The sequence below is a fragment of the Actinomadura livida genome, from assembly GCF_014648675.1.
GTDB lineage: Bacteria > Actinomycetota > Actinomycetes > Streptosporangiales > Streptosporangiaceae > Spirillospora > Spirillospora livida.
Genome location: NZ_BMRO01000010.1, coordinates 11,861 through 33,055, shown reverse-complemented (window position 1 = coordinate 33,055; position 21,195 = coordinate 11,861). Strand labels below are relative to the sequence as shown.

Sequence of the window (21,195 nt, the reverse complement as noted above, 5' to 3'; positions counted from 1 at the left end):
CGCCGCCGGGCCCCGCGAATATCCTCGTCGAGCCGGGTAGAAGGCAACGCAAGATGAACGCGAAACCTTCCCCGGACGCGGAACCGTTCCTGCCCGAGACCCCCGAGGCGCGGTCGGATCTGGACGCGCTGCGCGAGGCCGCGGCGGGCTGCCGCGGCTGCCATCTGTACGAGGACGCCACGCAGACCGTCTTCGGCGACGGCTCCCCCGGCGGACGGGTCGTGTTCGTGGGCGAGCAGCCCGGTGACCAGGAGGACCGCAAGGGCCTCCCGTTCGTCGGCCCCGCTGGACGCGTCCTCGACCGGGCGCTGGAGGAGGCCGGGATCGAGCGCGGCGACGTCTACGTCACCAACGCCGTCAAGCACTTCAAGTTCAAACGGCAGGAGGGCGGCAAGCGCCGCATCCACGAGCCGCCGAACGCGGCCGAGATGCGCGCGTGCCGCCCCTGGCTGCTGGCGGAGCTGCGGCTGCTCGACCCGGACGTCGTGGTGGTGCTCGGCGCGACGGCGGGCAAGGCGCTGTTCGGCTCGTCGTTCCGCGTGACCAAGCAGCGCGGGCGGCTCCTCCCCCTCCCCGACCTGGAGCGCATCGGCACCCCGGCGGCCGGGCGGGAGATCGCGGACGCATCGCCCGAGGGGGCCGGTGCCCGGATCGTCGCGACGATCCACCCGTCGGCCGTCCTGCGCGCCGAGGACCGCGACGCGATGTACGAGGGCCTGGTCGACGACCTGAAAGTGGCCGCCTCGGCCCTCGCCTAGCCCACCACCGAGGTCACGGCTTCAGCGGGGCGGGTTGCGCGGTTCGGGTGTCGTAGCGGAGCAGCGCAGGGACTGCCAGGGCCGCGATGACGACCAGGACCGCGCAGGCGATGCCGCCGCCGACCCAGGACGCCGTCGCGCCGGCGACGCTCGCGGTCGCACCGGCGCGGACGTCCCCGAGCCGCGGCCCGCCCGCGACCACGACCGTGAACACGCCCTGCAGCCGCCCGCGCATCTCGTCCGGCGCGTACATCTGCAGCATCGACTGGCGGAAGACGGCCGACACCAGGTCCGCCGCCCCGCCGACCGCCAGCAGCACCACGACCAGCCACAGCCGCCCGGACAGCCCGGCGGCGGCGACCGCGAGCCCCCAGATCACGATCGACGCGACGAGCGCGACGCCCTGGCGGTGCACCCGCCCGATCCAGCCGGACATCAGCCCGCCGAGGAACGCGCCGATCGCGATGGACGCGAACAGCCACCCGACCGCGCCCTCGCCGCCGAACCGGGTGTCGGCCACCTCGGGGAACAGCGCGCGCGGCATCGCGATCGCCATCGCGATGATGTCCACGACGAACGACATCAGCAGCACCGGCTGCGCGGCCAGGTAGCGGAGCCCGTCGATCACCGACCGCAGGCCCGGCGAGCCGGTGATGTCGCCGAGCGGGGGGATCGAGGGCAGCCGCAGCGCCGCGTAGAGGGCGAGGCTGAACAGCACGGCGTCCAGCGCGTACGCGGCCGCGTAGTTCCAGCGGGCCAGCATCAGCCCGGCGAACAGCGGACCGGCGAGCATCCCGAACGTGCTGGCGGTGAACGCGAGGGTGTTGGCCGCCGGGACGAGGGGCCGGTCGACCAGCCGGGGGATGATCGCGCTGCGGGTGGGCGACGCCACCGCGAACCCGACGGCCTGGACCGCGACCACCGCCATGATCAGCGTGAGGCTGCCGATGCCGAGCAGCGCCTGGGCGAGCAGCAGCAGCGTCGCCACCCACATGACGCAGGACGAGATGAACAGCAGCTTGCGCCGGTCCATGTGGTCGGCGACCGCCCCGCCCCACAGCCCGAACACGATCAGCGGGACGAGGTTGACGAAGCCGAGCACGCCAACCCACAACGACGACCTGGTCATGTCGTACACCTGGACCGGGACGGCCACCGCCGTGACCTGGAAGCCGACGAACGAGACGCCCTGGCCCAGCCACAGCCGGCGGAACGCGGGCGTGGCCAGCGGCCGGGTGTCGATCGCCATCCGGCGCAGGCGCCGCCGCCCCCGCGGCTTTACGGGCGACTCGCCGGGCTTCAGGGGTTCCTCCGCCTCCGTCTCGGAATCCGCCCCTGGACCGTCAGGACCATCGGTGGGGGTTGACTGCTGTTCCGATGTCACGGAGACAGTCTCTCCACCGCCCAATCACCGGCTTCGCCTGGGGCTATCGCTTCCGCCCCCGAGACCGCAGGACCACCCGAGGGGGGACGACCCTCCGCGCCCCCCGGAACCGCTCTCTGGTATCGGATCCGATCGTGCAGCCGATCCCGTCGCCCCTGCCAGAACTCGATCGACTCCGGGACGACCCGGTAGCCGCCCCAGAAGTCCGGCAGCGGGACGTCGTCGGCCCCCTCCTCGTCCGGCCAGCGTCCGGCCAGCTCGGCGTAGCGGCGCTCCAGCTCGTCCCGCCCGGAGATGACGCCGGACTGGTGCTCGCTGGCCCACGCCCCGATCCGCGACCCGTACGGGCGCGTCCGGAAGTAGGCGGTGACCTCGTCCCGCGTCAGCTCGGCCACCGGGCCGGCGACACGGACCTGCCGGTGCATCGCGTGCCAGGGGAAGACCAGCGCCGCGCGCGGGTTCTCCGCCAGGTCGCGCCCCTTGTCGGACGTCAGGTTCGTGAAGAAGCGGAAGCCCTGGGGCCCGTACCCCTTGAGCAGGACCATCCGGGCGCTCGGCACGCCGTCGCCGGACGCCGTGGCGAGCACCATCGCGTTCGGTTCGGGGAGCCCGAAGGTGTGGACGTCGGCGAACCACGCCGCGAACAGCGCGAGCGGATCGGCGGGGAGCGAGGGCTCCGCCAATTCGCCCCCTTCATAGGATCTTCGGAGCCGTGCGGGATCGGGCGTTGGGAAATCCACAGCGTCAGAGCCTCTCACCTGGGACTTGTGCAACTCACCTGACCCCTGGGTACTGGCAAGTAAGGCGGACAGGGTTCAATGGCACGGCACCGCCTTATCACTCTTGGGGACGAAAGGCAGGACGACATGTCCGACTTCAAACCTGGTCTCGAGGGGGTCGTGGCCTTCGAGACCGAGATCGCCGAACCGGACAAGGAGGGCGGCGCCCTCCGCTACCGGGGCGTCGACATCGAGGAACTCGTCGGCCGCGTCTCCTTCGGTGACGCCTGGGGCCTCCTCGTGGACGACTCGTTCGACCCGGGTCTCGCCCCGGCGGACCCGCACGTCCTCCCGGTCACCTCCGGCGACGTGCGGGTGGACGTGCAGAGCGCCCTCCCCACCCTCGCTCCCGCGTACGGCATGCGCCCGCTGCTCGACATCTCCGACGAGGAGGCCCGCGCCGACCTCGCCCGGGTGTCGGTGACGGCGCTGTCGTTCGTCGCCCAGTCCGCGCGCGGCATCGGCGTACCGATGGTGCCGCAGGACAAGATCGACGCCGCGGCGACGATCACCGAGCGGTTCATGGTCCGCTGGCGCGGTGAGCCCGACCCCAAGCACGTCCGGGCCATCGACGCGTACTGGGTCTCGGCCGCCGAGCACGGCATGAACGCCTCCACCTTCACCGCGCGGGTGATCGCCTCCACCGGGGCGGACGTCGCGGCCGCGGTGTCGGGCGCGATCGGCGCCATGTCGGGTCCGCTGCACGGCGGAGCCCCCGCCCGCGTCCTGCCGATGATCGAGAAGGTCGAGCAGCTCGGCGACGCACGGAAGGTCGTCACGGACATCCTCGACTCCGGCGACCGGCTGATGGGCTTCGGCCACCGCGTCTACCGCGCCGAGGACCCGCGGGCCCGCGTGCTGCGCCGCACCGCCAAGGAGCTCGACGCCCCCCGCTTCGAGGCCGCCAAGGCCCTGGAGGACGCCGCCCTCGCCGAACTCCGCGAGCGCCGCCCGGACCGCCCGATCGAGACGAACGTGGAGTTCTGGGCCGCGGTCATCCTCGACTTCGCCGAGGTCCCGACCGCGATGATGCCCGCGATGTTCACCTGCGGCCGCACCGCCGGATGGGCCGCGCACATCCTGGAGCAGAAGCGCACCGGGCGCCTGGTCCGCCCGAGCGCCAAGTACACCGGCCCGGGCAGCCGCTCCATCGACGACGTGGCCGGAGCGGCGACCCTCAAGCCCGCGGGCTGACCCCGGCTCCCTCACCCTCCGCCCCCCTCACAACTGACTCCCACGTCGTCCCGGGTAGCCGGAGCCATCCGGCTACCCGGCCGACAGGGCCCCCGCCCCCGCGACAACATGAACCGTCGCGGCCGCTTCCGAAAGCAGTGCCTGACCGCCGAGGGCGATGCGATCAAGCAGGACAATCGGCTTTGCCCTGTTCGCCGGCGACCAGGCGGCCGCAGACCTGCTTGACCTCCGTGGTGCCGTCCGGCTGGATCGTCGCGAGCAGCACCGGCTTGTCGGCGACCTGGTGGCCGGTGCCGCGGCTGGTGAAGCGGATCACGCCGCTGGCCCCGTTCCGCAGGACGTCGTGGTCGGGGTCGTTGAGCGCGGCGAACACCGATCCCGCCGAGGGCAGCGCCTTCTCCTGCCAGAACACCTTGCTCGCCACGGTCGCGACGAGGGTGGCCGCGTCGTAGGCGACGGCGGCGCGGGTGATCGAGGGCTGCTGGCCCTTGTTGTTCTCGTCCGTCATCTCCCGGACGGCCGGGTCGTAGTCCGAGTAGAACGTCTGCGGCGCCTGGTCGCCGATCCAGCGCCACGTCCACGCCTCCCTGGCCGCGAGCGGCGTGAAGTACAGGTCGAACGTGTTCTTGCGGCCGATCTCCGTGGCGTTGTCGCTCACGTACTTGGCGATCTCGTCGTCCGCCATGACCAGCGGCCTCCTGGGGCAGGACAGCTCCAGGACGTTGATGAACGAGCGGAACTCGTCCGACCGCCCGGCGTAGTAGAACAGGTCGGGCTGGTCTTGGCACGCCTCGCGGACGGCCTTGTCGAGCTCGCCGGAGTTGTTGTACGGCCGCATGCGCACCCTGCGGCGCCCGAACGCCTCCGCGAACCCGGTGGCCAGGTTCTCGCTGTACAGGTCGTCGGGCTGGTCGTTGTAGATGACGACCGCGTTCTCCGCCTTCCCGCCGCCGAGGTGCCCGTTGCGCGCCCAGTAGGCGGCGTGCCGGGCGGTCCGCGAGTTCGGGGAGGCCAGCCGGAAGTAGTAGGGCGAGAAGCCCGCGTCCCCGTCGAGCAGGGCGGTCCCGTCGTAGCTGTTGGCCGTGCCGACCAGCGGCAGCGCCGATTTGGCCAGCAGCCTGATCGCCTCCTGGGTCTGCCGGCGGCTCTGCTCGAAGCCGATCACCGCGACGATGGAGCGGTCCTCCAGCGCCCGCTCGCGGATCTGCTCGGCGACCCGCACCGCGTAGCGGAACCGCGCGCCCGCGTTGGCGACCAGCACCCGCAGCCGCAGGTCGTCGCCCTCGGCGGAGTCGTTGAACCGCCGCTGCGCGATGGCCAGCCCGATCAGCTCGCCCTGGACGCCGGCGAGCAGGTCGATCCGGTGGTTCTTGATGGACGGGTCGGCGGTCACGGGGCCGAGGTACACGACGGTCGCGTACGGCTTGCCGGACTCCATGACGTGGTCGTTCAGCTCCTCGATCTCGTCGAGGACCTTGTTCAGCCGGTTGTCGTTGTTCCGGCCGCCGGAGTCCACGCCGAAGCGGAACGACCCGTCGGTGATCCCGACGCACTCCCCGTTGCCCGTCCGCGCGATCTCGAACGCCGAGCAGTACCGCACCACCTGGACGGAGATCACCGTGATGGACGCCGCCGCGACCGCGAACATCGCGATCCACGGCAGCGCGGGGTGCGCGAGCCGGGGGCGGCGCCGCACGGGCCGGACGGGCGGCAGGTCGCCGCCCGGGTCGCGGCTGATGTCGACGCGCAGCTCGCGGCGGGAGCCGAGGGCGCCGACGCGGCGCTGCTCGCGGGCGTACCGGTCCCAGAGGCCGCGCGCGGCGACGACGCTCTGCGGCTCGCCGGACGCCATGTCCACGCGCACCGCCTGCGCGATCCGGTCGAGGAGCCTCCCGCCGGACGGGGCGGCCGGGCCGTCCTCGGCGGGCGTCGCCGGGTCGACGCCGGCGACGACGACCAGCGGGTCGAAGCCGGGGAGCCCCTCGCCGGCCTGGCTGTCGGCGCGGACCCGCTCGATCAGCTCGATGAGCTGCACGCCCGGATGCCCCGCGGGCAGGTGCTCCAGGATCAGCACCGGGTAGCGGACCCGCGCCCACGCCGCCCGCCGGTAGTCCCGCCGGTAGTTGCGGCGGAGGTCCTCCAGGAACGCGGCGACGAGGAGCAGGTCGAGCTGCTCCCCGTGGTCGTCGGGCTCGACCGGGCGCGGGTCGAACACGCCCAGGGCGAAGCCGAGGAAGCCGGTGGAGTCGCGGTCGACGTACGGCTGGCGGAGGAACCACCCGTACCGGTACACCCCGTACCAGCCGCGCGTCCTGGCGACGATCTGCACGGCGACGAACGCCAGCCCGACCACGGCGGCGAACACGGCCGTGGCCAGGTCGATGGCCGCGGCCGTCCCGGCGCTGACCAGCGCGACGACCGCGACGCCGAGCGGGGCGATCTGCTCCAGGAACGACAGGAACGCCGCGGACCGGCTGGGCGGCTCCTCCAGGTCGCGCAGGACGTCCCGCCCGCGCCTGCGGATCACCCGGTTGAGCTCGCGGCGGCGCGCGTTCTCGTTGTCGCCGACGGGCGGGTGGGTGAGCCGCCGGACGAGCCGGTGGTTCTCCCGCTCGGCGGACGACGCGCCGCGCGGCGGCGGGCGGTCCCCGGCGCGCCGGATGTCCCGCAGGTCGCGCAGCCACAGCGCCATCTCCAGCATCGGGAAGCGCAGCGGCGGCTCTCCCCGGCCGCGGCTGCTGGGCTGCGACAGCTCCCGCTTGGCCTCCCGGAGGACGCCCGCGACGTCGGTGGCCGGGGTGTCGGCCGCTATGTGCGAGACCGGGGCCCGCTCGTCCTCGCACCGGGACTTGAGCAGCTCGGCGGCCTGCGAGGTGGCGCGGGCGGGGCCGAGCAGTAAGAGCAGCGGCCGCAGCCGCTCGCGCCAGCGCCACGGCGGCCGCTCCCGCAGCCGCTCGAACAGGTCGAGCACTCCGCGCAGCCGGTCCTCGCTCAAGGTCCGCTCGCCGTCGCCCGCCATCGTCGACCCTCGCTTCCCGTTCGCCGCCCGCCCGCGACCGCCCGCCGATCGCGGCTCCTCCGCCCTTGGACGCCGCGGCTCCCGGAAAGGATCGAAGTTTTCCACTGAACCTGCCACCGAGCATGAAAATCGGCCACCTTGCTCGCTTTTGCCATGATTGGCGCCATGAGTGTTGCTGCGGACGACGAACCGCTCGAAGGCGACATCGGTCCCGCGGCGGGCGCGGGCGTGTCGCGGACGCCGGGCGCGCCCGGCGCGCGGAAGGCCGACGCGGCCGAGGAGCTGGGGCGCTACGAGGCGGAGCGGGAGGAGCGCCGCCGCCGGACCAACGCCCTGTCGGGACGGATCGCCACCGCGCTCGCCGCCCTGCTCCTGGCGTTCCTGGCGTACGACTCCGCCCGCACCGCCCTGACGGCGCGCTCCAGGGGCGACGATTGGATCTACCCGCCGCTGGTCATCGCGGGCATTTGCTCAATCGCGCTTGTGACCCTGCTTGCGTGGGCCGTACGGCGGGTGAAGTAGCCTTTTGCGAGTGACCGACAGCGCTGATCCCACTATCGACATTCCCGCCGATCTCAAGCCCGCCGACGGCCGCTTCGGATGCGGCCCGTCGAAGGTCCGTCCCGAGCAGCTGGCCGCGCTCGCCGAGTCCGGCACCGCCTACATGGGGACCTCGCACCGGCAGAAGCCGGTCAAGTCCTTGGTCGGACGGGTCCGCAAGGGGCTGGCGGAGCTGTTCTCGCTGCCCGAGGGGTACGAGGTCCTGCTCGGCAACGGCGGCACCACCGCGTTCTGGGACGCCGCCGCGTTCGGGCTCGTCCGGCAGCGGTCGCAGCACCTGACGTTCGGCGAGTTCTCCAGCAAGTTCGCCAAGGTCACCACGAGCGCGCCGTGGCTGGGAGAGCCGACCGTCATCTCGAGCCCGCCCGGGTCGCACCCGGAGGCGTCGGCCGAGGAGGACGTGGACGCCTACGCCCTCACGCACAACGAGACCTCGACCGGTGTCGCGATGCCGATCCGGCGTCCCGCGGGCACGACCGCCCGCGACGGGCTCGTGCTGGTGGACGCCACCTCCGGCGCGGGCGGCCTGCCCGTCGACGTGGCCGAGACCGACGTCTACTACTTCGCGCCGCAGAAGTGCTTCGCCGCGGACGGCGGCCTCTGGGTGGCGCTCGCGTCCCCGGCGGCGCTGGAGCGCATCGAAGAGATCGCCATGTCCGACCGGTACGTCCCCGAGTCGCTCAACCTGAAGACCGCCCGGGACAACTCCGCCAAGGACCAGACCTACAACACGCCCGCCGTGGCGACGCTGCTGCTCTTCGCCGAGCAGGTGGAGTGGATGAACGGCCAGGGCGGCCTGGACTGGACCACGTCCCGCACGGCCGACTCGTCCCAGCGGCTCTACACATGGGCGGACAAGACCGCCTACACCACGCCGTTCGTCGTGGACCCCGCGCAGCGTTCGCAGGTGGTCGGCACGGTCGACTTCAACGACGACGTGGACGCCGCGGCCGTCGCCAAGATCCTGCGGGCCAACGGCATCGTGGACACCGAGCCCTACCGGAAGCTGGGCCGCAACCAGCTCCGCATCGGCATGTTCCCCGCCATCGACCCCGGCGACGTGGAAGCCCTGACCGCCTGCATCGACTACGTCGTCGAGCGGCTCTAGTCCGGGGCGTCAGGCGGCGGTCGGGACCGGGGCTTCGCTGGGGCGCTGCACGACGCGGTGGCGCAGGCCGGCTCGGTCGCACTGCTCGTCGTCGGGGGTGAAGCCCGTCCAGACGCGGTCGTCCATGTCGGTGTCGCGGGCAGTGGGCCGGAAGTTCGCCGTGGCCAGCACCTCGGGCCGGTCACGGCGTCCGGGGCGCCGCTCCATGCCGACCTTGAGGTAGGTGCCCTCGCGGAGCATGACGACGGTCGCGAACCGCGCCCGCGTGTGCTCCTCCGCCTCCCGGAACCAGCGCGGATTGGAGGCCCAGTAGATGTTCTGCTCGGTGTCGACGGCGATGGTCAGGGGGCTGAGCGCGGCGCGGGCCAGGTGCACCTCGGTCGGGCGGTCCCGGTGGACCCAGGCCAGCGCGGCGCGCCCGACCAGCGTTTCGAGCACGCCGGTCACGGCGGTCGCGTCGGCGCAGCCGGCGAGGAGCTGGAAGACGGGCTCGCTGTCGGTCGTCCCGGACGCGGGCGGCAGCGCGTGCCGCGACCGCAGGTCACCGGCGTCGATGTCGCCGTTGTGCGCGGCCACGATCGCGGCGCCCCCGTCCCCCGCCGGGACGGCCATCGGGCTGGCGTTCGCCGGGTCGGCCGGGGAGCCCTGCGTGGCCCAGCGGGTGTGGCCGAGGACGACCGGCGCGCGGTCGAGTTCGGGGAGGAGTTCCGTCCGCCACAGCGCCGAGAACCGGCCGCGGGCCGTCAGCACGCGGCAGCCGTCCCCGCACCCGGTCCCGCTGCCGAAGGCCGCACCGCCGAGGCCTGGCCATCCCCCGAGGAAGGCCAGGCCGGCCGAGTCCGTGCCGCGTTCCTCCGCGAGCATGCCCAGCGTGACGAACACGTCCGACGCCGCTCCGGCGTCGGCGGCGAACGGTGAGCGCACCATCCCGAACAATCCGCACATGCCAGATGAGATGCAGATCATGGGCGGCCGGTTCGCGCCGGGCACGGAGCCGAATAAGCTCGGCAGCGTGAACCGCGCGCCCCGATGGCTGCTTCCCACCGTGCTGACCGCGCTCGTGCTGACCGTGGTCGTCGGTGCGCTGCTGTCCTGATGGCGCGGGCTGAGCCCGAGAGCGCGGGGCGGACGAGCGGCGGGACGCGGAACGGGGATGATCAGGCCATGTCATGGTGCCGTGCGCGTCCCTTTCGTTCCGCCCGTTCCCGCCGTTTCGCGTCCCGCGCGGCCCGTGCCGGTGCGGCGCTGGCCCTGGCCGGGGCGTTCGTCTGGCTGCCGTCCCCCGCGTCCGCGGAGGAGCAGGTGGCCTTCACGATCCGGGACGAGCGGATCACCGAGTCGAGCGGCCTGGCGGTCAGCCGGCGGCACAAGGGCGTCGTCTACACGCACAACGACTCGGGCGACGTCCCGTCGGTCTTCGCGCTCGGCCCGGACGGGGGCGTGCGGGCCGTGCTGACCCTCGGCGGCGCGAACGCCCGCGACTGGGAGGACATCGCGGTCGGGCAGGACGAGCGCGGCCGCCCGGCGATCTTCGTCGGGGACATCGGCGACAACCTCGGCGGCGCGTGGCCGTACGTGACCGTGTACCGGATCCCCGAGCCCGCCCGGCTGCGGAGCCAGACCATCCGCGCCACCGCCTTCAAGATCAAGTACGCGGACGGGCCGCGCAACGCCGAGACCCTGATGATCAACCCGAAGACCAACCGGCTCTACCTCGCCAGCAAGCTGTTCGGCGGCAAGGTGTACGAGGCCCCGGCGCGGCTGCGGACCGGCGGGTTCAACGTCGTGCGGGAGGTCTCCGGCGCGCCGCCCATCGCGACCGGCGGCGCGTTCTCCCCCGACGGGCGCACCTGCGTCATCCGGACCTACCTCGGCGCCCGCCTCTACTCGGTGAACCCGGACGGCTCCCCCGGCAAGTCGCTGACGTCGATCGGCCTGCCTGCGCAGAAGCAGGGCGAGTCGGTGACCTACACCGCCGACGGCACGGCCCTCCTGGTGGGGTCGGAGGGGACGAACCAGCCGGTGTACCGGATCCCGCTCCCGGAGGAGGCGCTGCCTTCCAAGGCGCCGTCCCAGGCGCCGTCGCCGGAGAACGCGGGGACGTCCGGCGGCGCCGGTGAGGAGGGCAAGGACGCCTCCAGCACCAGGACGGGCCTGTTCCTGGCGCTGGCCATCGCCGCCGCCGTCGGGTACGGGCTGCTGCGCAAGCGGGGATAGGGGTCGTAGGGGAGAGTCGTACGGGAAGCCGCAGGGAAGAGGGTTGACGGGAGTGATGGGGCGACCTGACCGGCACGATGGAAGTCGGTGGCGGTGGGCGGCCAGTTGCCGGAAGGAGGCGACGGTCCCGCGGGGACCCGTGTGAGGATGCGGACTGTGGAGCATGAGCTGGTGGGCCTCGCGGGTCCCGGTGGCCGTTGGCGTCCCGTCGCCGCCGGTCCGTTCGCTCTTCTGGCGGTGGTGCTGGCGCTGATGCCGATCCGCCCGGTGTGGCTGTGGGCGACGCTGCTCGGTGTCGTCGCCGCCGTTCCGTGGCTGCTGGGCGCGGCCCCGGAGGCGCGCCGCCGGCGTCCCCGGCCGTACTGGCGGCTGTCCGCGGCGGGCCTGGAGCGGATCGCGCCGGACGGGCAGACGATGGTCTCCTACGAGCGGTCCCGTATCGAGGCGCTGGCCATCACCACCGGCGACGGCGTGCTCACCGTGTTCCACCGGTTCGGGCGTACCGCGGTGGGCGGGATGACCGCGATGGGCATGGAGCCCCTCACCGTGTTCGTGACGGCGCGCCGGCTGGGCGTTCCCGTGCACGTCCTGGACGGCGAGGCGACCGACCTGCTGGACCCCGCGCTGGACGAGGCCCTGCGCGTCCCAGGGCTGGACGACGACACCCCAGAGGGAAGCGCCCTGCCGCGCGACCACGCCGCCGAGAAGCGCCTGCTCGACCAGGAGGCGGCCCTGCTGGCCGCGGCCCACGAGCCGTCCACCCCGCGGACCGACGGCCGTGGCCGGACCGTCGGCAAGGGGCGGGGCCGGACCGGCGCGGAGCACCGGCTGGACACGCCCGAGCCACTGCCGAGCCGCCGCCGGATCGTGCTCCTCGGCGCGCTGGTCGCCCTGCTCGCCGCCGTGATGATCGTCCGGATCGCGGTGGACGGGACCGGCGAGTTCGGCGCCAGGCTCGCGGCCGGCTGCTGGGTGCTCGCGGCGATCGCGGGCGTCCTGCTGGCCCGCCGCCGGCTGCTGCGCGCCGCCCAGATCCGCTGGACGATCACGGCGGAGCGGTTGCGGGTGCGGAGCCGCCCCGGCCGCCGCCGCGAGGCGCAGGACCTGCGGGCCGGGGACGTCGCCGCCGTCGTCGTCGGGCCGGGCCTGCGCCTGGACCCGGTGAGCGGCGATCCGCGCCGCGCCGACCTCGCCGCGCTCGCGTTCGGGCACCGGCTGGAGCTCGTCGCCCGGCTGCCCGCGCACGGACTCGACGGCTTCCAGCTCGCGCACGCCCTCGACGACCACGGCTACCGGGTGATCACGCCGGGGGCGCGGACGCCGCGCCGCCCCGAGTACGGCCTGGAGGGGCTGCCCGAGATCTTCGCGCAGGTGCCGGGCGGCCGGCTGGTCGTCGCCGACGGCGGGCTCGGCTGGGCCGACGCCGCCGGGGACGTCGTGCTGAAGATGCCCGAGGACCGCATCGGCGGCATCGAGCTGCTGACCATCGCCGGGCACGCGTGGGTCCGGCTGTACGACACCGACGGCGACGAGTTCTTCGCCGCGCCCCTGTCGGCGCTGCGGATCTCCCGTACCGACCTGCGCGACTCGGCCCGCCGCGCCGGGCTGCCGGTCAACGACGCCGAGTACGACGCCTACATGAGCGCCGCGTTCCACACGGCCGTGTCCACGCTCACCGCCCCGGAGCCGGTGGCCGAGCCCGAACCGGCGACCGCCGTGCTGCCCTCGCAGAGCGCCGGGCAGGAGGGCACGGCGCCCCGGCCGGAGCCTCCCGGCGAGCAGGACTTCACGTTCTCCGCCCCGCCGCCGCCCGGCCCGGCGACCGCGCCGGGCGCGCTCCTGGACGCGACCCGCCGGTCCCGGGCGGGCACGTACGCGATGAGCGTGCTCCTATGCGAGGCCGTCGCGCTGCTGGGCGCGGTGTGGCTCGGCCCAGAGCTGGGCGGGTTCAACGCCACGGCGAGCTGGTCGGTGCCCGCGGGGCTCGTCATCGGCCTTGTCGGCTACCGGCTCTACGACCGCAACCGTTCACAGCTGCGGGTGTCGTCCGCGGGGCTCGCGGTCGTGACCAAGCGCGGCAGGGTCGAGTGGGACCTGCCCCGCGACCGCATCGGCGGCGTCGGCATCGACGAGGCGCATGAGCGGATGCCGCGCCTCGTGGTGTGGGGGCCGTCGGGGCGGGTGCTGCGCCAGGTCACGTTCCCGCCCGACCTGGACGAGCTGCGCCGGGCCTGCGAGCGCTACGGCGTCCCCTGGGGGCCGCCGGACGCGGACCTGCCCGCGCCCCCGCCGCCCGAACTCTGACGCAGCGACCACGTCTTCAGCGACTCGTACGTCACCTGGCTGTAGTCCTTGCCGGGGAGGTGGCTGCGCATCAGCTGGACGGAGTCGGCCGTCCACGCGGCGCCCGCGAACGCCGACAGCGACTCCACGAGTGGCCGCACGTCCACGGGCTTTCTGGAGCGGGCCAGGGTCAGGTGGGGGCGGAAGCCGCGGTGCTTGTCGGGCAGCGTCCCGACGCGGCGCCCGGCGGCGGTGGTGGACGCCGCGAGCCGCGCGATGCGGCGGCGGTCGCCGAACAGGCCCGTCCACAGGACGCGGGCGTGCGCGCCGCTGCCGGGGAACGCGCCCGCGCCCGCCAGCGACAGCGACATCCGCTCGTGCCGGCCGACGGCGCGTTCCAGCCTGGGCAGGAGCCGGTCCAGGGTGCGGTCGTCCACCTCGCCGAGGAACGTCAGCGTGACGTGCAGCAGCTCGCGGCGGACCCATCTCAGCTCGGGGATCGCGTCGTGGTGCGGGAGGACGGCCTCCTCCAGCTCATCCAGGATGTCCGGTGGCGGCACGAGCGCCACGAAAAGCCTCATGGGAACGTCCGGAGGGCCACCCCGCAAGCATTTCAGCAGATGGCACCCGTTGTCACGCCGATCGGTCGCCTTTGCGCCCGCTCTGTGGCCATATGTCGGTTCCGGTCAAGCTCCGGCGGAGCGCCGTCGGAGAACGCGGGCGAGCGTGGGGCGGATCGACCCGCGGGCGGCCAGCGCGCCCACGGCGAGCGCGGCGAGGGCGGAGATCAGGCCGCCGAGGATGAGCGCCATCCGGGCGCCGAAGTGCTCGGCGAGCCAGCCGACGGTGGGCGCGCCCACGGGGTTCGTCCCGAGGAACACGAGCATGTAGAGGCCCATCACCCGGCCGCGCATCTCCGGCGCGACCCCGAGCTGGACGGTGGCGTTGGCCGCCGTCGTGATCGTCATCATCACGATGCCGGTGGGGATCAGCAGCAGCAGGAACGACCAGTACGTCGGCATCAGGCCGGTGATGATCTCCAGCACGCCGAACAGCACGCCCATCCCGACCAGCAGCCGCAGCCGCGGCCGGGTGACCCGCCGCGCGGCCAGGAGGGCGCCGCTGAGCGCGCCGAGCGCCAGCATGCTGGACGCGAGCCCGAACGCCGAGGCGCCGGTGTTGAAGACCTCCTTGGCGATCAGCGCCACCGTCGTGGAGAAGTTCATCCCGAACATGGCGATGAACCCGATGAACACCAGGACCAGCGTCAGGTCGCGGCGTCCGCGCACGTAGCGCAGGCCCTCGCGGAGCTGGCCCTTGGCGCGCTTCACCGGCTCCGCCGGGTACAGCTCGCCCGTCCGCATCGCGTAGAGGCCGAACAGCACGGCGCCGAACGACGCCGCGTTCACCAGGAACACCGGCCCGGTGCCGATGACCGCGATCAGCACGCCGGCGACGGCGGGGCCGAGCAGGCGGGCGCCGTTGAAGGTGGCGCTGTTCAGCGCGATCGCGTTCGGCAGGTCGCGCCGGCCGACCATCTCGATGACGAACGACTGGCGGGTCGGGTTGTCGACGACGGTCGCGAGCCCGAGCCCGAAGGCCAGCACGTACACGTGCCACACCTGCGCCATGCCGGTCACCGCGAGCAGTCCGAGGATGAGCGCGAGCACGCCCATCGACACCTGCGTCAGCACCAGGATGCGGCGCTTGGGGTAGCGGTCGGCGATGACGCCGCCCCACAGGCCGAACAGGAGCATGGGCAGGAACTGGAGGCCGGTGGTGATGCCGAGCGCGGTGCCGCTGCCGTGCGCGAGTTCGAGGACGAGCCAGTCCTGCGCGACCCGCTGCATCCACGTCCCGGTGTTGGAGACGACCTGCCCGGCCGCGAACAGCCGGTAGTTGCGGTTGCGCAGGGACCGGAACATGCCTCCGGACCGAGGGTCCTCGGGCTCCTCGGTCTCGTCGGCCTTGGCGGGTTGCTCGGGTTCTTCGGGGTCGTTCGGCGCGGGTGCGGCGTCGGCGTCGCCCACAGGCTCGGGCGCCCCGCTCTCATCCGTGATGGGGGCGGCGGGGGCGGGCTCGTCCACCCGCGGCGCCGGGCCGGCGGCGTCGGGGCGGCCGGACGGACCGGCGGCGCGGGGCTGCGGCGCGGCAGGCGTCCCGCGGCGGGGACGCACGGCGGCCGGGGACGCGGAGCGGGCGGCCGCACGGACCATGCGTGCCGACCGCCGCCCGGGGCCGCCGCGCCGCGCGGTCCCGTCGGGCTCACCGTGTCCACCATTAGCAGAAGTCATTAACGGTGCTAACGATAATGGCCCGGCCCGCATTCCGCCAAACACGGCGGTTGAACGGGGGCGGTCGAACACCGGGTTGCGGACGCCGGGCGGCCGCGGGGTCAGGAGCGGCTGAGGCGGTCGATGATCGGCGCGGCCTGGCGGAGGACCTCCCGCTCGGCCTCCGTCAGCTCACCGAGCCGCATGGCCAGCCACGCCTCCTTGCGGCGCCGCTCGTCCGCCAGGATCGCGACGCCCTCGTCGGTCGCGGTCAGCACGACCTGGCGTCCGTCCGTGGGGTGCGGGCGGCGCGCGACGAGCCCCCGTTCCTCCAGGTGGGCGATGACGCGCGTCATCGAGGGCGGCTGCACCTTCTCGTGGTCGGCCAGCTCCCGCGGCGTCATCGACCCGTGCCGCTCGAGCGCGGCGAGGGCGGCGAGCTGGGTGACCGACAGCGGGCTGAGGGCGCCGTCGCCCGCGCCCGGCGGCCGCAGCGTGCGCAGCCTGCGCGAGAGCCGCGCGATCGAGATGCGCAGCTCTTCGGCGAGGCCCGGCACGGACGGCGCGCGTTCCCGGGGCGGTTGCGTTGTCATCGTCATTCGTCTCCCGTGCCGCCCATGCTGCCACGCCGCACGTGGCGGCCGCACTCCGAGCGCCGCAAGCCCGCAACGTAACCTGGCCGCATGACCCCACCGCGCCGCCCCGACCCGCCGCCGATGAAGACCAACGACGTCCGGATCGCGGCGGCGGGCACGGCCGCCTGGGCGGTGGCGCTCGTCGTGCTGCTCATCGTCGGGCTGCCGTCCGACGACCGCTGGTGGATCTGGGTGTGCGTCGCCGGGATCGGGATCGGGCTCTTCGCCATGTGGTACGTCCCCAGGCTCCAGGCCGCCCGCGCCCGGCAGGAGGCCGCCCGCCACAAGAACCAGGACACGGCGGCCTAGGGCTCAAGGTCGGTTTCGGCCAGGAGGCGCGGCAGGACCTCCGGGTCGTGCAGGACGGCCTCGACCATGAGCCGGTCGGCCCAGTTCTCCGTGGACCACGCCAGTGCCCGTGCGAGCCCACCGGGCCCGCTCGCGTGGATCTCGCCGTCCCGCGTCCACCAGGGCACGTGCTGTCCGTCCACGACGAGACGCTCGTGCGCGATGTAGTGGGTGGGGGTCTCCGGCAGGACGGCTGTGACCACGTCCGGCACGGAACGCTTCTCACCCTGCGATTGGACGACGCCGGGCACCTCGTCGCCCGCCAAGGGCAGGTCGAGCAGTTCCGCTAGACGTTCATGCCTGCCCTGCGCGGCGATGACGAGCGGCTGGCCTTGCAGGAGGGGCAGGACGTCCGGGCCGTCCAGGACGAGCGCGTCGGCCGCGTCAACGACCTCGACCTTGCCGTCCACGACCGCTCGCACGTGATCGGGGGGTTCGACCTCGGCCTCGGTGGCGTCGGCCAGGGCCGTCCACAGTTCGCCCAGATGCGCACGGGGAACGGACCGTCCCGGGTCACCGAGGCGGTCGAGCAGCTCTTGGGCGCCCCCGGGTTCGTTGAGCAGGTCGTCCAGCGACGTGCGGACGCCCAGTGCGAGCAGGAGGCGCTCGTCCAGGCCCTCCGGCGCGATGTCGTAGAGCCCTGTCAGGGCCTCGTCCCCGCCCAGCCGGAACTCGCCGGGCCGGCGGCCGTCCAGGACGGGATGACGGCTCAGCCACCACGCCGTGTAGGACGGGACGGCGACGCGCCGACCGTTGTGCAGGGTCGCGTGGGCGGGATCCACGACCGCCGCTCGCCACGGGGGTCTCGACAGGAGGCGAAGCGCCGCAGCCCAGTCGTCGACGAGTTCGAGGTCCCGGACGGCGACGAACTCCGGTACGAGGGGCGGAAGGTCCTGCGGGCCGATCCGCCTCAGGACGTCGTCCGCCCAGAGGTCCTCGTCGTCCAGTTCGAGGGTCTCGGCCGCGTCGGCGAGCCCGGTGAGGTTCACGTCCTCGCCTCGCGCGAGGGCGAATCCGTCCAGGACTCCGGCCGCCGCGAGGACCTCCGCGCCCCATCGCTCCAGAACCTCGCCGTCGACCACCCCGAACGGCGCGTCGTCGGCCATGAGGTCGCGCAGCGGGCTTTCCGGCAGGAGCAGCTCACCCGCGGCGTAGAGATCCCCGTCGTCGCCGGGGAGGGCGAGATCGGCCAGCCAGCTCTCCTCGCCCGGATCGATGTGCGCCGCCGCGACCAGCCCCAGCACCGCCTCCGCGACCGCATCGGGGTCGTCCGCCTCGAACGACTCCTCGACGGCGGCCCGCACGGCGGCGTCGCCGAGCACGGCCCGCGGCCCGGCCTCGACCGCTCCGAGCCGGGCCAGCAGCGGATGCACCGCCTCGGGGTGGACGAACCGCAGGCCCAGCGCGCCCAGCCCGCCGGGATCGACGCCGTCGGCTATCAGGAGCCCGCGCGGGCCGCGGACGATCCGTCCCGCGTCACCCGCCAGTGGCACCGGGAGGGCGCCCAGAGCGTCTGTGGCGGCCTCGGCGAGCGTCCCGTACAGCCGGTGCCACCACGCCGGTTCCCGGTCCACAGCGGCCAGCTCATCGATCACGTCGGCCAGCTCGACCCGCCGCACCCCGAGCGCGGCGAGCGCCGGGTCCCGGGCGGGCCACTCCGGAGGAAGCAGCCCGGCGACGACCACGCTCTCCTCGCCCGGCTCGGACTCCTCACCGTCGGGAAGTGCACCGAGGGCGAGGAACTCGATGAACGGGGCCGGTGCGTCCATCGCGACGGCGTCCCGTCCGCGCGTGCGGTGGGGAAGCAGCGGCGCTTCGGGAAGGCGCTCCCGGATGCCCCGGCGGATCTTCGCGTCCAGCTCCCCCGCCCCAACGGGACCCGGCACGAGCCTCAGCACCCGTGGAGACACCGGGAACTCGCCCAAGAGGCGGATGTAGGTCTCCGCGGCCCGCTCCACAAGGAAGTCGGTCAATGGTCCCGGCGCGACGTGGCGCCGGTCAGGTGCCAGCGGGAACGACGCAATGAGCAACGCGGGCAGATCGAGCCGTTCGTCACTGGGGGTGGGCGCGTGCACGACACCGGGCACGCCCTCCGGCAGGCCGTCCTCTGGCAAGGCCCAGCGAACCTGCCAGAACGGCCGCGCCCGTTCCTCCACTGGACGGTCTTCCAGAAGCGCCGCAGGGATCTCCCCATGCGCCTCGGCCGTCCGCCACACTCCCCCGTCGATGACCACTTCGCCGGGGTCACGTCGCTCGGCAGTCAGCTCGCGGACGTCCCCATCGACATCGAGCGCCACGCTCTCCAGCGCGGGCAGAGCCAGCATCAGCGCCGCACCGACCTGCTCCATCTGCCGCTGGACGGACTCAACCGCGTCGCCACGCAGCGGCAGCCGCACGACAGTGTCGAGCCCTGCCGGGATGTCCGGCAGTTCCGCATCGCCGAGCGCGAAAGGCAACCGCAGCAGCGGGACGTGACCGCCACGCCGCGCCAGCTCGTCCGCGAGGACGGGGACGCCTTCGACCAGCTCACGGGCCCGCTCCCGCGACCAGACCACACCCCCGGTCCGGGACGCGATGGCGGGCCGGTCGCTGACGGCCACGACGGCGGCGAACCCGACCCCGAACCGTCCCACTGAACCGGCGTCGTCGCGCTTGGACGACGCCCGCAGCGTGGACAGCGCCTCCACACCGGCCTCGTCCAGCGGCGCCCCGGCGTTGGCCGCGGTCAGCACGGCCCCGCCCTCCGGGCCGCCGCCCGTGCGGAGGGTCAGTCTGAGACGCCCCGGAACGGCGGCGCGCAGCGCGGCGTCGGCGGCGTTCTGCGCCAGCTCGACCACGACGCGGTCGCGGTAGCCGCCGAGGGCGAAGTCCTCCTCGGTGTTGGCGTCCTCGCGGAACCTGGCGGGCGACTCGCTCCAGGCGCGCAGCACCCGCTCGCGAAGCGCCCGCGTCCCGAACGGATCCCCGTCCCGCGCAGCGTCGTCCCTCATCGGGCCGGGCCCCAGGTCAGCTATGGCCGAGGGCCTCTTCGTCAAGGATCGCCGCGTCCTCACCGGACGGGACGACCTCGTAGCCCAGCTCGTCCACGACCGGCGGGCCGTGCTCGGACGCGGCCGGGATCGAGACCGCCTCGGAGTGCGCGCCGCAGCCGTGGTCGGCCGACACGACGCGCCCGTCGTCGGGCGAGTACTCGTTCGCGCACACGCCGAAGAGCTGCCGCAGCTCGCCGGCCAGCGCGACGTAGAAACCGCAGGTGGAGCACTGCGCCGGCGCGGACATCGCGATCGGGGCGCGGGGTCCGCCGACGCCGTCGTACCAGCGTTCGGCGGCCTCGTCGCGCCCCAGCCGGGACAGCACCCGGACGCGGCCGAGGCCGGGCTCCCACTGGGCCTGCCGGTCGCCGCGCTCGTCCACCTGCGTGTAGCCGGGGGCGAGCCGGACGTCGTCGGGCGCGGTCGGCAGCAGGTCGCCGGGGCCGAGGTCGCCGGGGCGCAGCCGGTCCAGCCACGGCACCCACGGCGGGGCGAGCAGCGCGTCGTCCCCGGGCAGCAGGACGCACTCGCTGACGGTGACGTTCTTGGCGCGGGCCGCCCTCGTCACGGTGACCGACCAGCGCCACCCCGCGTAGGCGGGGTCGAGGCACTCGAAATAGTGCGTGACCAAGCGGTCGCCCTCGGCGCGCAGGCCGAGATGGTCACCGACCGGCTGGGGCCACGCGGTCTCCTCCGCGGCGTCGCGGGCGAGGTCGACCGCCTCGGCGCAGGCGGCGTCGACGGCGGGCGTCCGGGCCCGGCGGGCGGGCCCCGGGGCGGTGGAACGCGCGGGACTGGTCTGACGCGATGGGCTCACATGTCAATTCTCGCCCATGGAACGACGTGTCCGGACCCCCGGGGCCCCTTGGCATGTCCCACGACGGGGTGCGGCGCCGGTCACAGGGTGAGCCGGGCGCCATAAGGGGAACGTACCCTCGGTTGGAGGCGCTGCAGGCCCTGGCGCGACCGTCGGCCTGGGAACGCAGGGGGAGATCAGGGCGCATGGGTGACCGGACACGGTTCGGGCGGGCCGCACGCGCCGGTGCCGGGCGGACGGCGCGGGTGCTCCGGCGCACGCGCTCGATGCTGCTGGGAACAGGCCGGCTGACCCGCCGCGTCACCCACGCCCAGGGCGCGGGGCGCAGCGGCCTCGGCAGCCTGATCGAGTCGTCGGCGTTCAACTCCGCGGGCGACGCGATGCTCACCGTCGCGCTCGCCGGGACGCTGTTCTTCGGCCTGGACGTCAACCAGGCGCGCGGCCAGGTGGCCCTCTACCTCATCGTCACGATGGCGCCGTTCGCGCTGGTCGCGCCGCTGATCGGGCCGGTGCTCGACCGGGCGCGGCACGTCCGCCGGTACGCGATCGCGAGCACGTTCGTCATGCGCGCGCTGCTGTGCTGGGGGATGGCGAGCGCGCTCCCGCACGGCGACCAGGTCACGTTCCTGCCCGCCGCGTTCGGCGTCCTCGTGCTGTCCAAGGCGTTCGGGGTGCTGCGGGCCGCGGTGACGCCCCGCGTCCTGCCCGGCGAGATCTCGCTGGTGACGGCGAACGCGCGCTGCGCGTTCGCGGGCCTGATCGCCGCGTCGGTCACCGCCCCGGTCGC

General features: G+C 73.8%; 18 protein-coding genes. 9 read left to right on the top strand and 9 right to left on the bottom strand.

Features of this window, described 5'->3' with window-relative positions; translation table 11 throughout:
* Window positions 1–53 precede the first annotated feature (53 nt).
* The gene (locus tag IEZ03_RS23605; protein ID WP_184880844.1) at window positions 54–758 is read left to right on the top strand and encodes a UdgX family uracil-DNA binding protein; all 705 of its coding nucleotides are present in this window, start codon (window positions 54–56) and stop codon (window positions 756–758) included.
* Between the two features lie 13 nt (window positions 759–771).
* On the opposite strand, the gene IEZ03_RS23600 is transcribed toward IEZ03_RS23605, so the two are convergent.
* Together IEZ03_RS23600 and pdxH are read right to left on the bottom strand one after the other, a co-directional pair.
* Window positions 772–2,007: an MFS transporter gene (locus IEZ03_RS23600; protein WP_184880843.1), complete on the bottom strand. Its 1,236-nt coding sequence runs from the start codon at window positions 2,005–2,007 to the stop codon at window positions 772–774.
* A gap of 131 nt (window positions 2,008–2,138) precedes the next feature.
* Entirely contained in the window at window positions 2,139–2,882 is a 744-nt protein-coding gene (gene pdxH / locus IEZ03_RS23595) for a pyridoxamine 5'-phosphate oxidase (protein ID WP_184880842.1), read from the bottom strand.
* A gap of 126 nt (window positions 2,883–3,008) precedes the next feature.
* Here pdxH and IEZ03_RS23590 point away from each other — a divergent pair, with 126 nt between their 5' ends.
* Window positions 3,009–4,115: a citrate synthase 2 gene (locus IEZ03_RS23590; RefSeq protein ID WP_184880841.1), complete on the top strand. Its 1,107-nt coding sequence runs from the start codon at window positions 3,009–3,011 to the stop codon at window positions 4,113–4,115.
* 163 nt (window positions 4,116–4,278) lie between these two features.
* Here the strand turns inward: IEZ03_RS23590 and IEZ03_RS23585 are convergent, their stop codons facing one another.
* Window positions 4,279–7,134 carry an ABC transporter substrate-binding protein gene (locus tag IEZ03_RS23585; protein ID WP_184880839.1) on the bottom strand — a complete coding sequence of 952 codons (2,856 nt, stop codon included), beginning with the start codon at window positions 7,132–7,134 and terminating at the stop codon, window positions 4,279–4,281.
* Between the two features lie 165 nt (window positions 7,135–7,299).
* On the opposite strand from IEZ03_RS23585, the gene IEZ03_RS23580 reads away from it, so the two are divergent.
* Both IEZ03_RS23580 and serC read left to right on the top strand, forming a co-directional pair.
* The gene (locus tag IEZ03_RS23580; RefSeq protein WP_184880837.1) at window positions 7,300–7,656 is read left to right on the top strand and encodes a hypothetical protein; all 357 of its coding nucleotides are present in this window, start codon (window positions 7,300–7,302) and stop codon (window positions 7,654–7,656) included.
* A 10-nt stretch (window positions 7,657–7,666) separates the two neighbouring features.
* On the top strand, window positions 7,667–8,803 hold the full coding sequence (gene serC / locus IEZ03_RS23575; RefSeq protein ID WP_184880836.1) for a phosphoserine transaminase: 1,137 nt from the start codon (window positions 7,667–7,669) through the stop codon (window positions 8,801–8,803).
* 9 nt (window positions 8,804–8,812) lie between these two features.
* Here serC and IEZ03_RS23570 read toward each other — a convergent pair whose 3' ends face one another.
* Window positions 8,813–9,730, bottom strand: coding sequence for a class II glutamine amidotransferase (locus IEZ03_RS23570; RefSeq protein WP_184880834.1), 918 nt, complete (start codon window positions 9,728–9,730; stop codon window positions 8,813–8,815).
* Window positions 9,731–9,746: 16 nt separating this feature from the next.
* Here IEZ03_RS23570 and IEZ03_RS23565 point away from each other — a divergent pair, with 16 nt between their 5' ends.
* From IEZ03_RS23565 to IEZ03_RS23555, 3 genes are all read left to right on the top strand, one after another.
* Window positions 9,747–9,899, top strand: coding sequence for a hypothetical protein (locus IEZ03_RS23565; protein ID WP_165966267.1), 153 nt, complete (start codon window positions 9,747–9,749; stop codon window positions 9,897–9,899).
* A gap of 68 nt (window positions 9,900–9,967) precedes the next feature.
* Window positions 9,968–11,020, top strand: coding sequence for a hypothetical protein (locus IEZ03_RS23560; RefSeq protein ID WP_184880832.1), 1,053 nt, complete (start codon window positions 9,968–9,970; stop codon window positions 11,018–11,020).
* 156 nt (window positions 11,021–11,176) lie between these two features.
* Window positions 11,177–13,324, top strand: coding sequence for a hypothetical protein (locus IEZ03_RS23555; RefSeq protein ID WP_184880830.1), 2,148 nt, complete (start codon window positions 11,177–11,179; stop codon window positions 13,322–13,324).
* On the opposite strand, the gene thpR is transcribed toward IEZ03_RS23555, so the two are convergent.
* The 3 genes from thpR to IEZ03_RS23540 all read right to left on the bottom strand — a co-directional run bounded on the left by thpR (window position 13,261) and on the right by IEZ03_RS23540 (window position 16,169).
* Complete coding sequence (gene thpR, locus IEZ03_RS23550) at window positions 13,261–13,884, bottom strand: RNA 2',3'-cyclic phosphodiesterase (RefSeq protein WP_184880828.1); 624 nt, start codon at window positions 13,882–13,884, stop codon at window positions 13,261–13,263. The genes IEZ03_RS23555 and thpR overlap by 64 nt on opposite strands.
* 105 nt (window positions 13,885–13,989) lie before the next feature.
* On the bottom strand, window positions 13,990–15,228 hold the full coding sequence (locus IEZ03_RS23545) for an MFS transporter (RefSeq protein ID WP_184890356.1): 1,239 nt from the start codon (window positions 15,226–15,228) through the stop codon (window positions 13,990–13,992).
* A 470-nt stretch (window positions 15,229–15,698) separates the two neighbouring features.
* On the bottom strand, window positions 15,699–16,169 hold the full coding sequence (locus IEZ03_RS23540) for a MarR family winged helix-turn-helix transcriptional regulator (protein ID WP_184880826.1): 471 nt from the start codon (window positions 16,167–16,169) through the stop codon (window positions 15,699–15,701).
* A gap of 90 nt (window positions 16,170–16,259) precedes the next feature.
* On the opposite strand from IEZ03_RS23540, the gene IEZ03_RS23535 reads away from it, so the two are divergent.
* A complete protein-coding gene (locus IEZ03_RS23535) occupies window positions 16,260–16,520 on the top strand; it encodes a DUF2530 domain-containing protein (protein WP_184880824.1) in 261 nt (86 codons plus the stop codon).
* Here IEZ03_RS23535 and IEZ03_RS23530 read toward each other — a convergent pair.
* Window positions 16,517–19,549, bottom strand: coding sequence for a sacsin N-terminal ATP-binding-like domain-containing protein (locus tag IEZ03_RS23530; protein ID WP_184880822.1), 3,033 nt, complete (start codon window positions 19,547–19,549; stop codon window positions 16,517–16,519). The genes IEZ03_RS23535 and IEZ03_RS23530 overlap by 4 nt on opposite strands.
* Before the next feature lie 16 nt (window positions 19,550–19,565).
* On the bottom strand, window positions 19,566–20,408 hold the full coding sequence (locus IEZ03_RS23525) for a DUF3027 domain-containing protein (RefSeq protein WP_184880820.1): 843 nt from the start codon (window positions 20,406–20,408) through the stop codon (window positions 19,566–19,568).
* Window positions 20,409–20,593: 185 nt separating this feature from the next.
* On the opposite strand from IEZ03_RS23525, the gene IEZ03_RS23520 reads away from it, so the two are divergent.
* The coding region (locus IEZ03_RS23520; protein WP_506269203.1) for an MFS transporter at window positions 20,594–21,195 on the top strand (602 nt) is incomplete at its 3' end.

Bases quoted from the DNA above. Each gene is read 5' to 3' on its own strand.
- IEZ03_RS23605 (WP_184880844.1), top strand. From the start codon at position 54: ATGAACGCGAAACCTTCCCCGGACGCGGAACCGTTCCTGCCCGAGACC.
- IEZ03_RS23600 (WP_184880843.1), bottom strand. From the start codon at position 2,007: ATGGCGATCGACACCCGGCCGCTGGCCACGCCCGCGTTCCGCCGGCTG.
- IEZ03_RS23590 (WP_184880841.1), top strand. From the start codon at position 3,009: ATGTCCGACTTCAAACCTGGTCTCGAGGGGGTCGTGGCCTTCGAGACC.
- IEZ03_RS23585 (WP_184880839.1), bottom strand. From the start codon at position 7,134: ATGGCGGGCGACGGCGAGCGGACCTTGAGCGAGGACCGGCTGCGCGGA.
- IEZ03_RS23580 (WP_184880837.1), top strand. From the start codon at position 7,300: ATGAGTGTTGCTGCGGACGACGAACCGCTCGAAGGCGACATCGGTCCC.
- IEZ03_RS23570 (WP_184880834.1), bottom strand. From the start codon at position 9,730: ATGGTGCGCTCACCGTTCGCCGCCGACGCCGGAGCGGCGTCGGACGTG.
- IEZ03_RS23565 (WP_165966267.1), top strand. From the start codon at position 9,747: ATGCCAGATGAGATGCAGATCATGGGCGGCCGGTTCGCGCCGGGCACG.
- IEZ03_RS23560 (WP_184880832.1), top strand. From the start codon at position 9,968: ATGTCATGGTGCCGTGCGCGTCCCTTTCGTTCCGCCCGTTCCCGCCGT.
- thpR (WP_184880828.1), bottom strand. From the start codon at position 13,884: ATGAGGCTTTTCGTGGCGCTCGTGCCGCCACCGGACATCCTGGATGAG.
- IEZ03_RS23545 (WP_184890356.1), bottom strand. From the start codon at position 15,228: ATGTTCCGGTCCCTGCGCAACCGCAACTACCGGCTGTTCGCGGCCGGG.
- IEZ03_RS23540 (WP_184880826.1), bottom strand. From the start codon at position 16,169: ATGACAACGCAACCGCCCCGGGAACGCGCGCCGTCCGTGCCGGGCCTC.
- IEZ03_RS23535 (WP_184880824.1), top strand. From the start codon at position 16,260: ATGACCCCACCGCGCCGCCCCGACCCGCCGCCGATGAAGACCAACGAC.
- IEZ03_RS23530 (WP_184880822.1), bottom strand. From the start codon at position 19,549: ATGAGGGACGACGCTGCGCGGGACGGGGATCCGTTCGGGACGCGGGCG.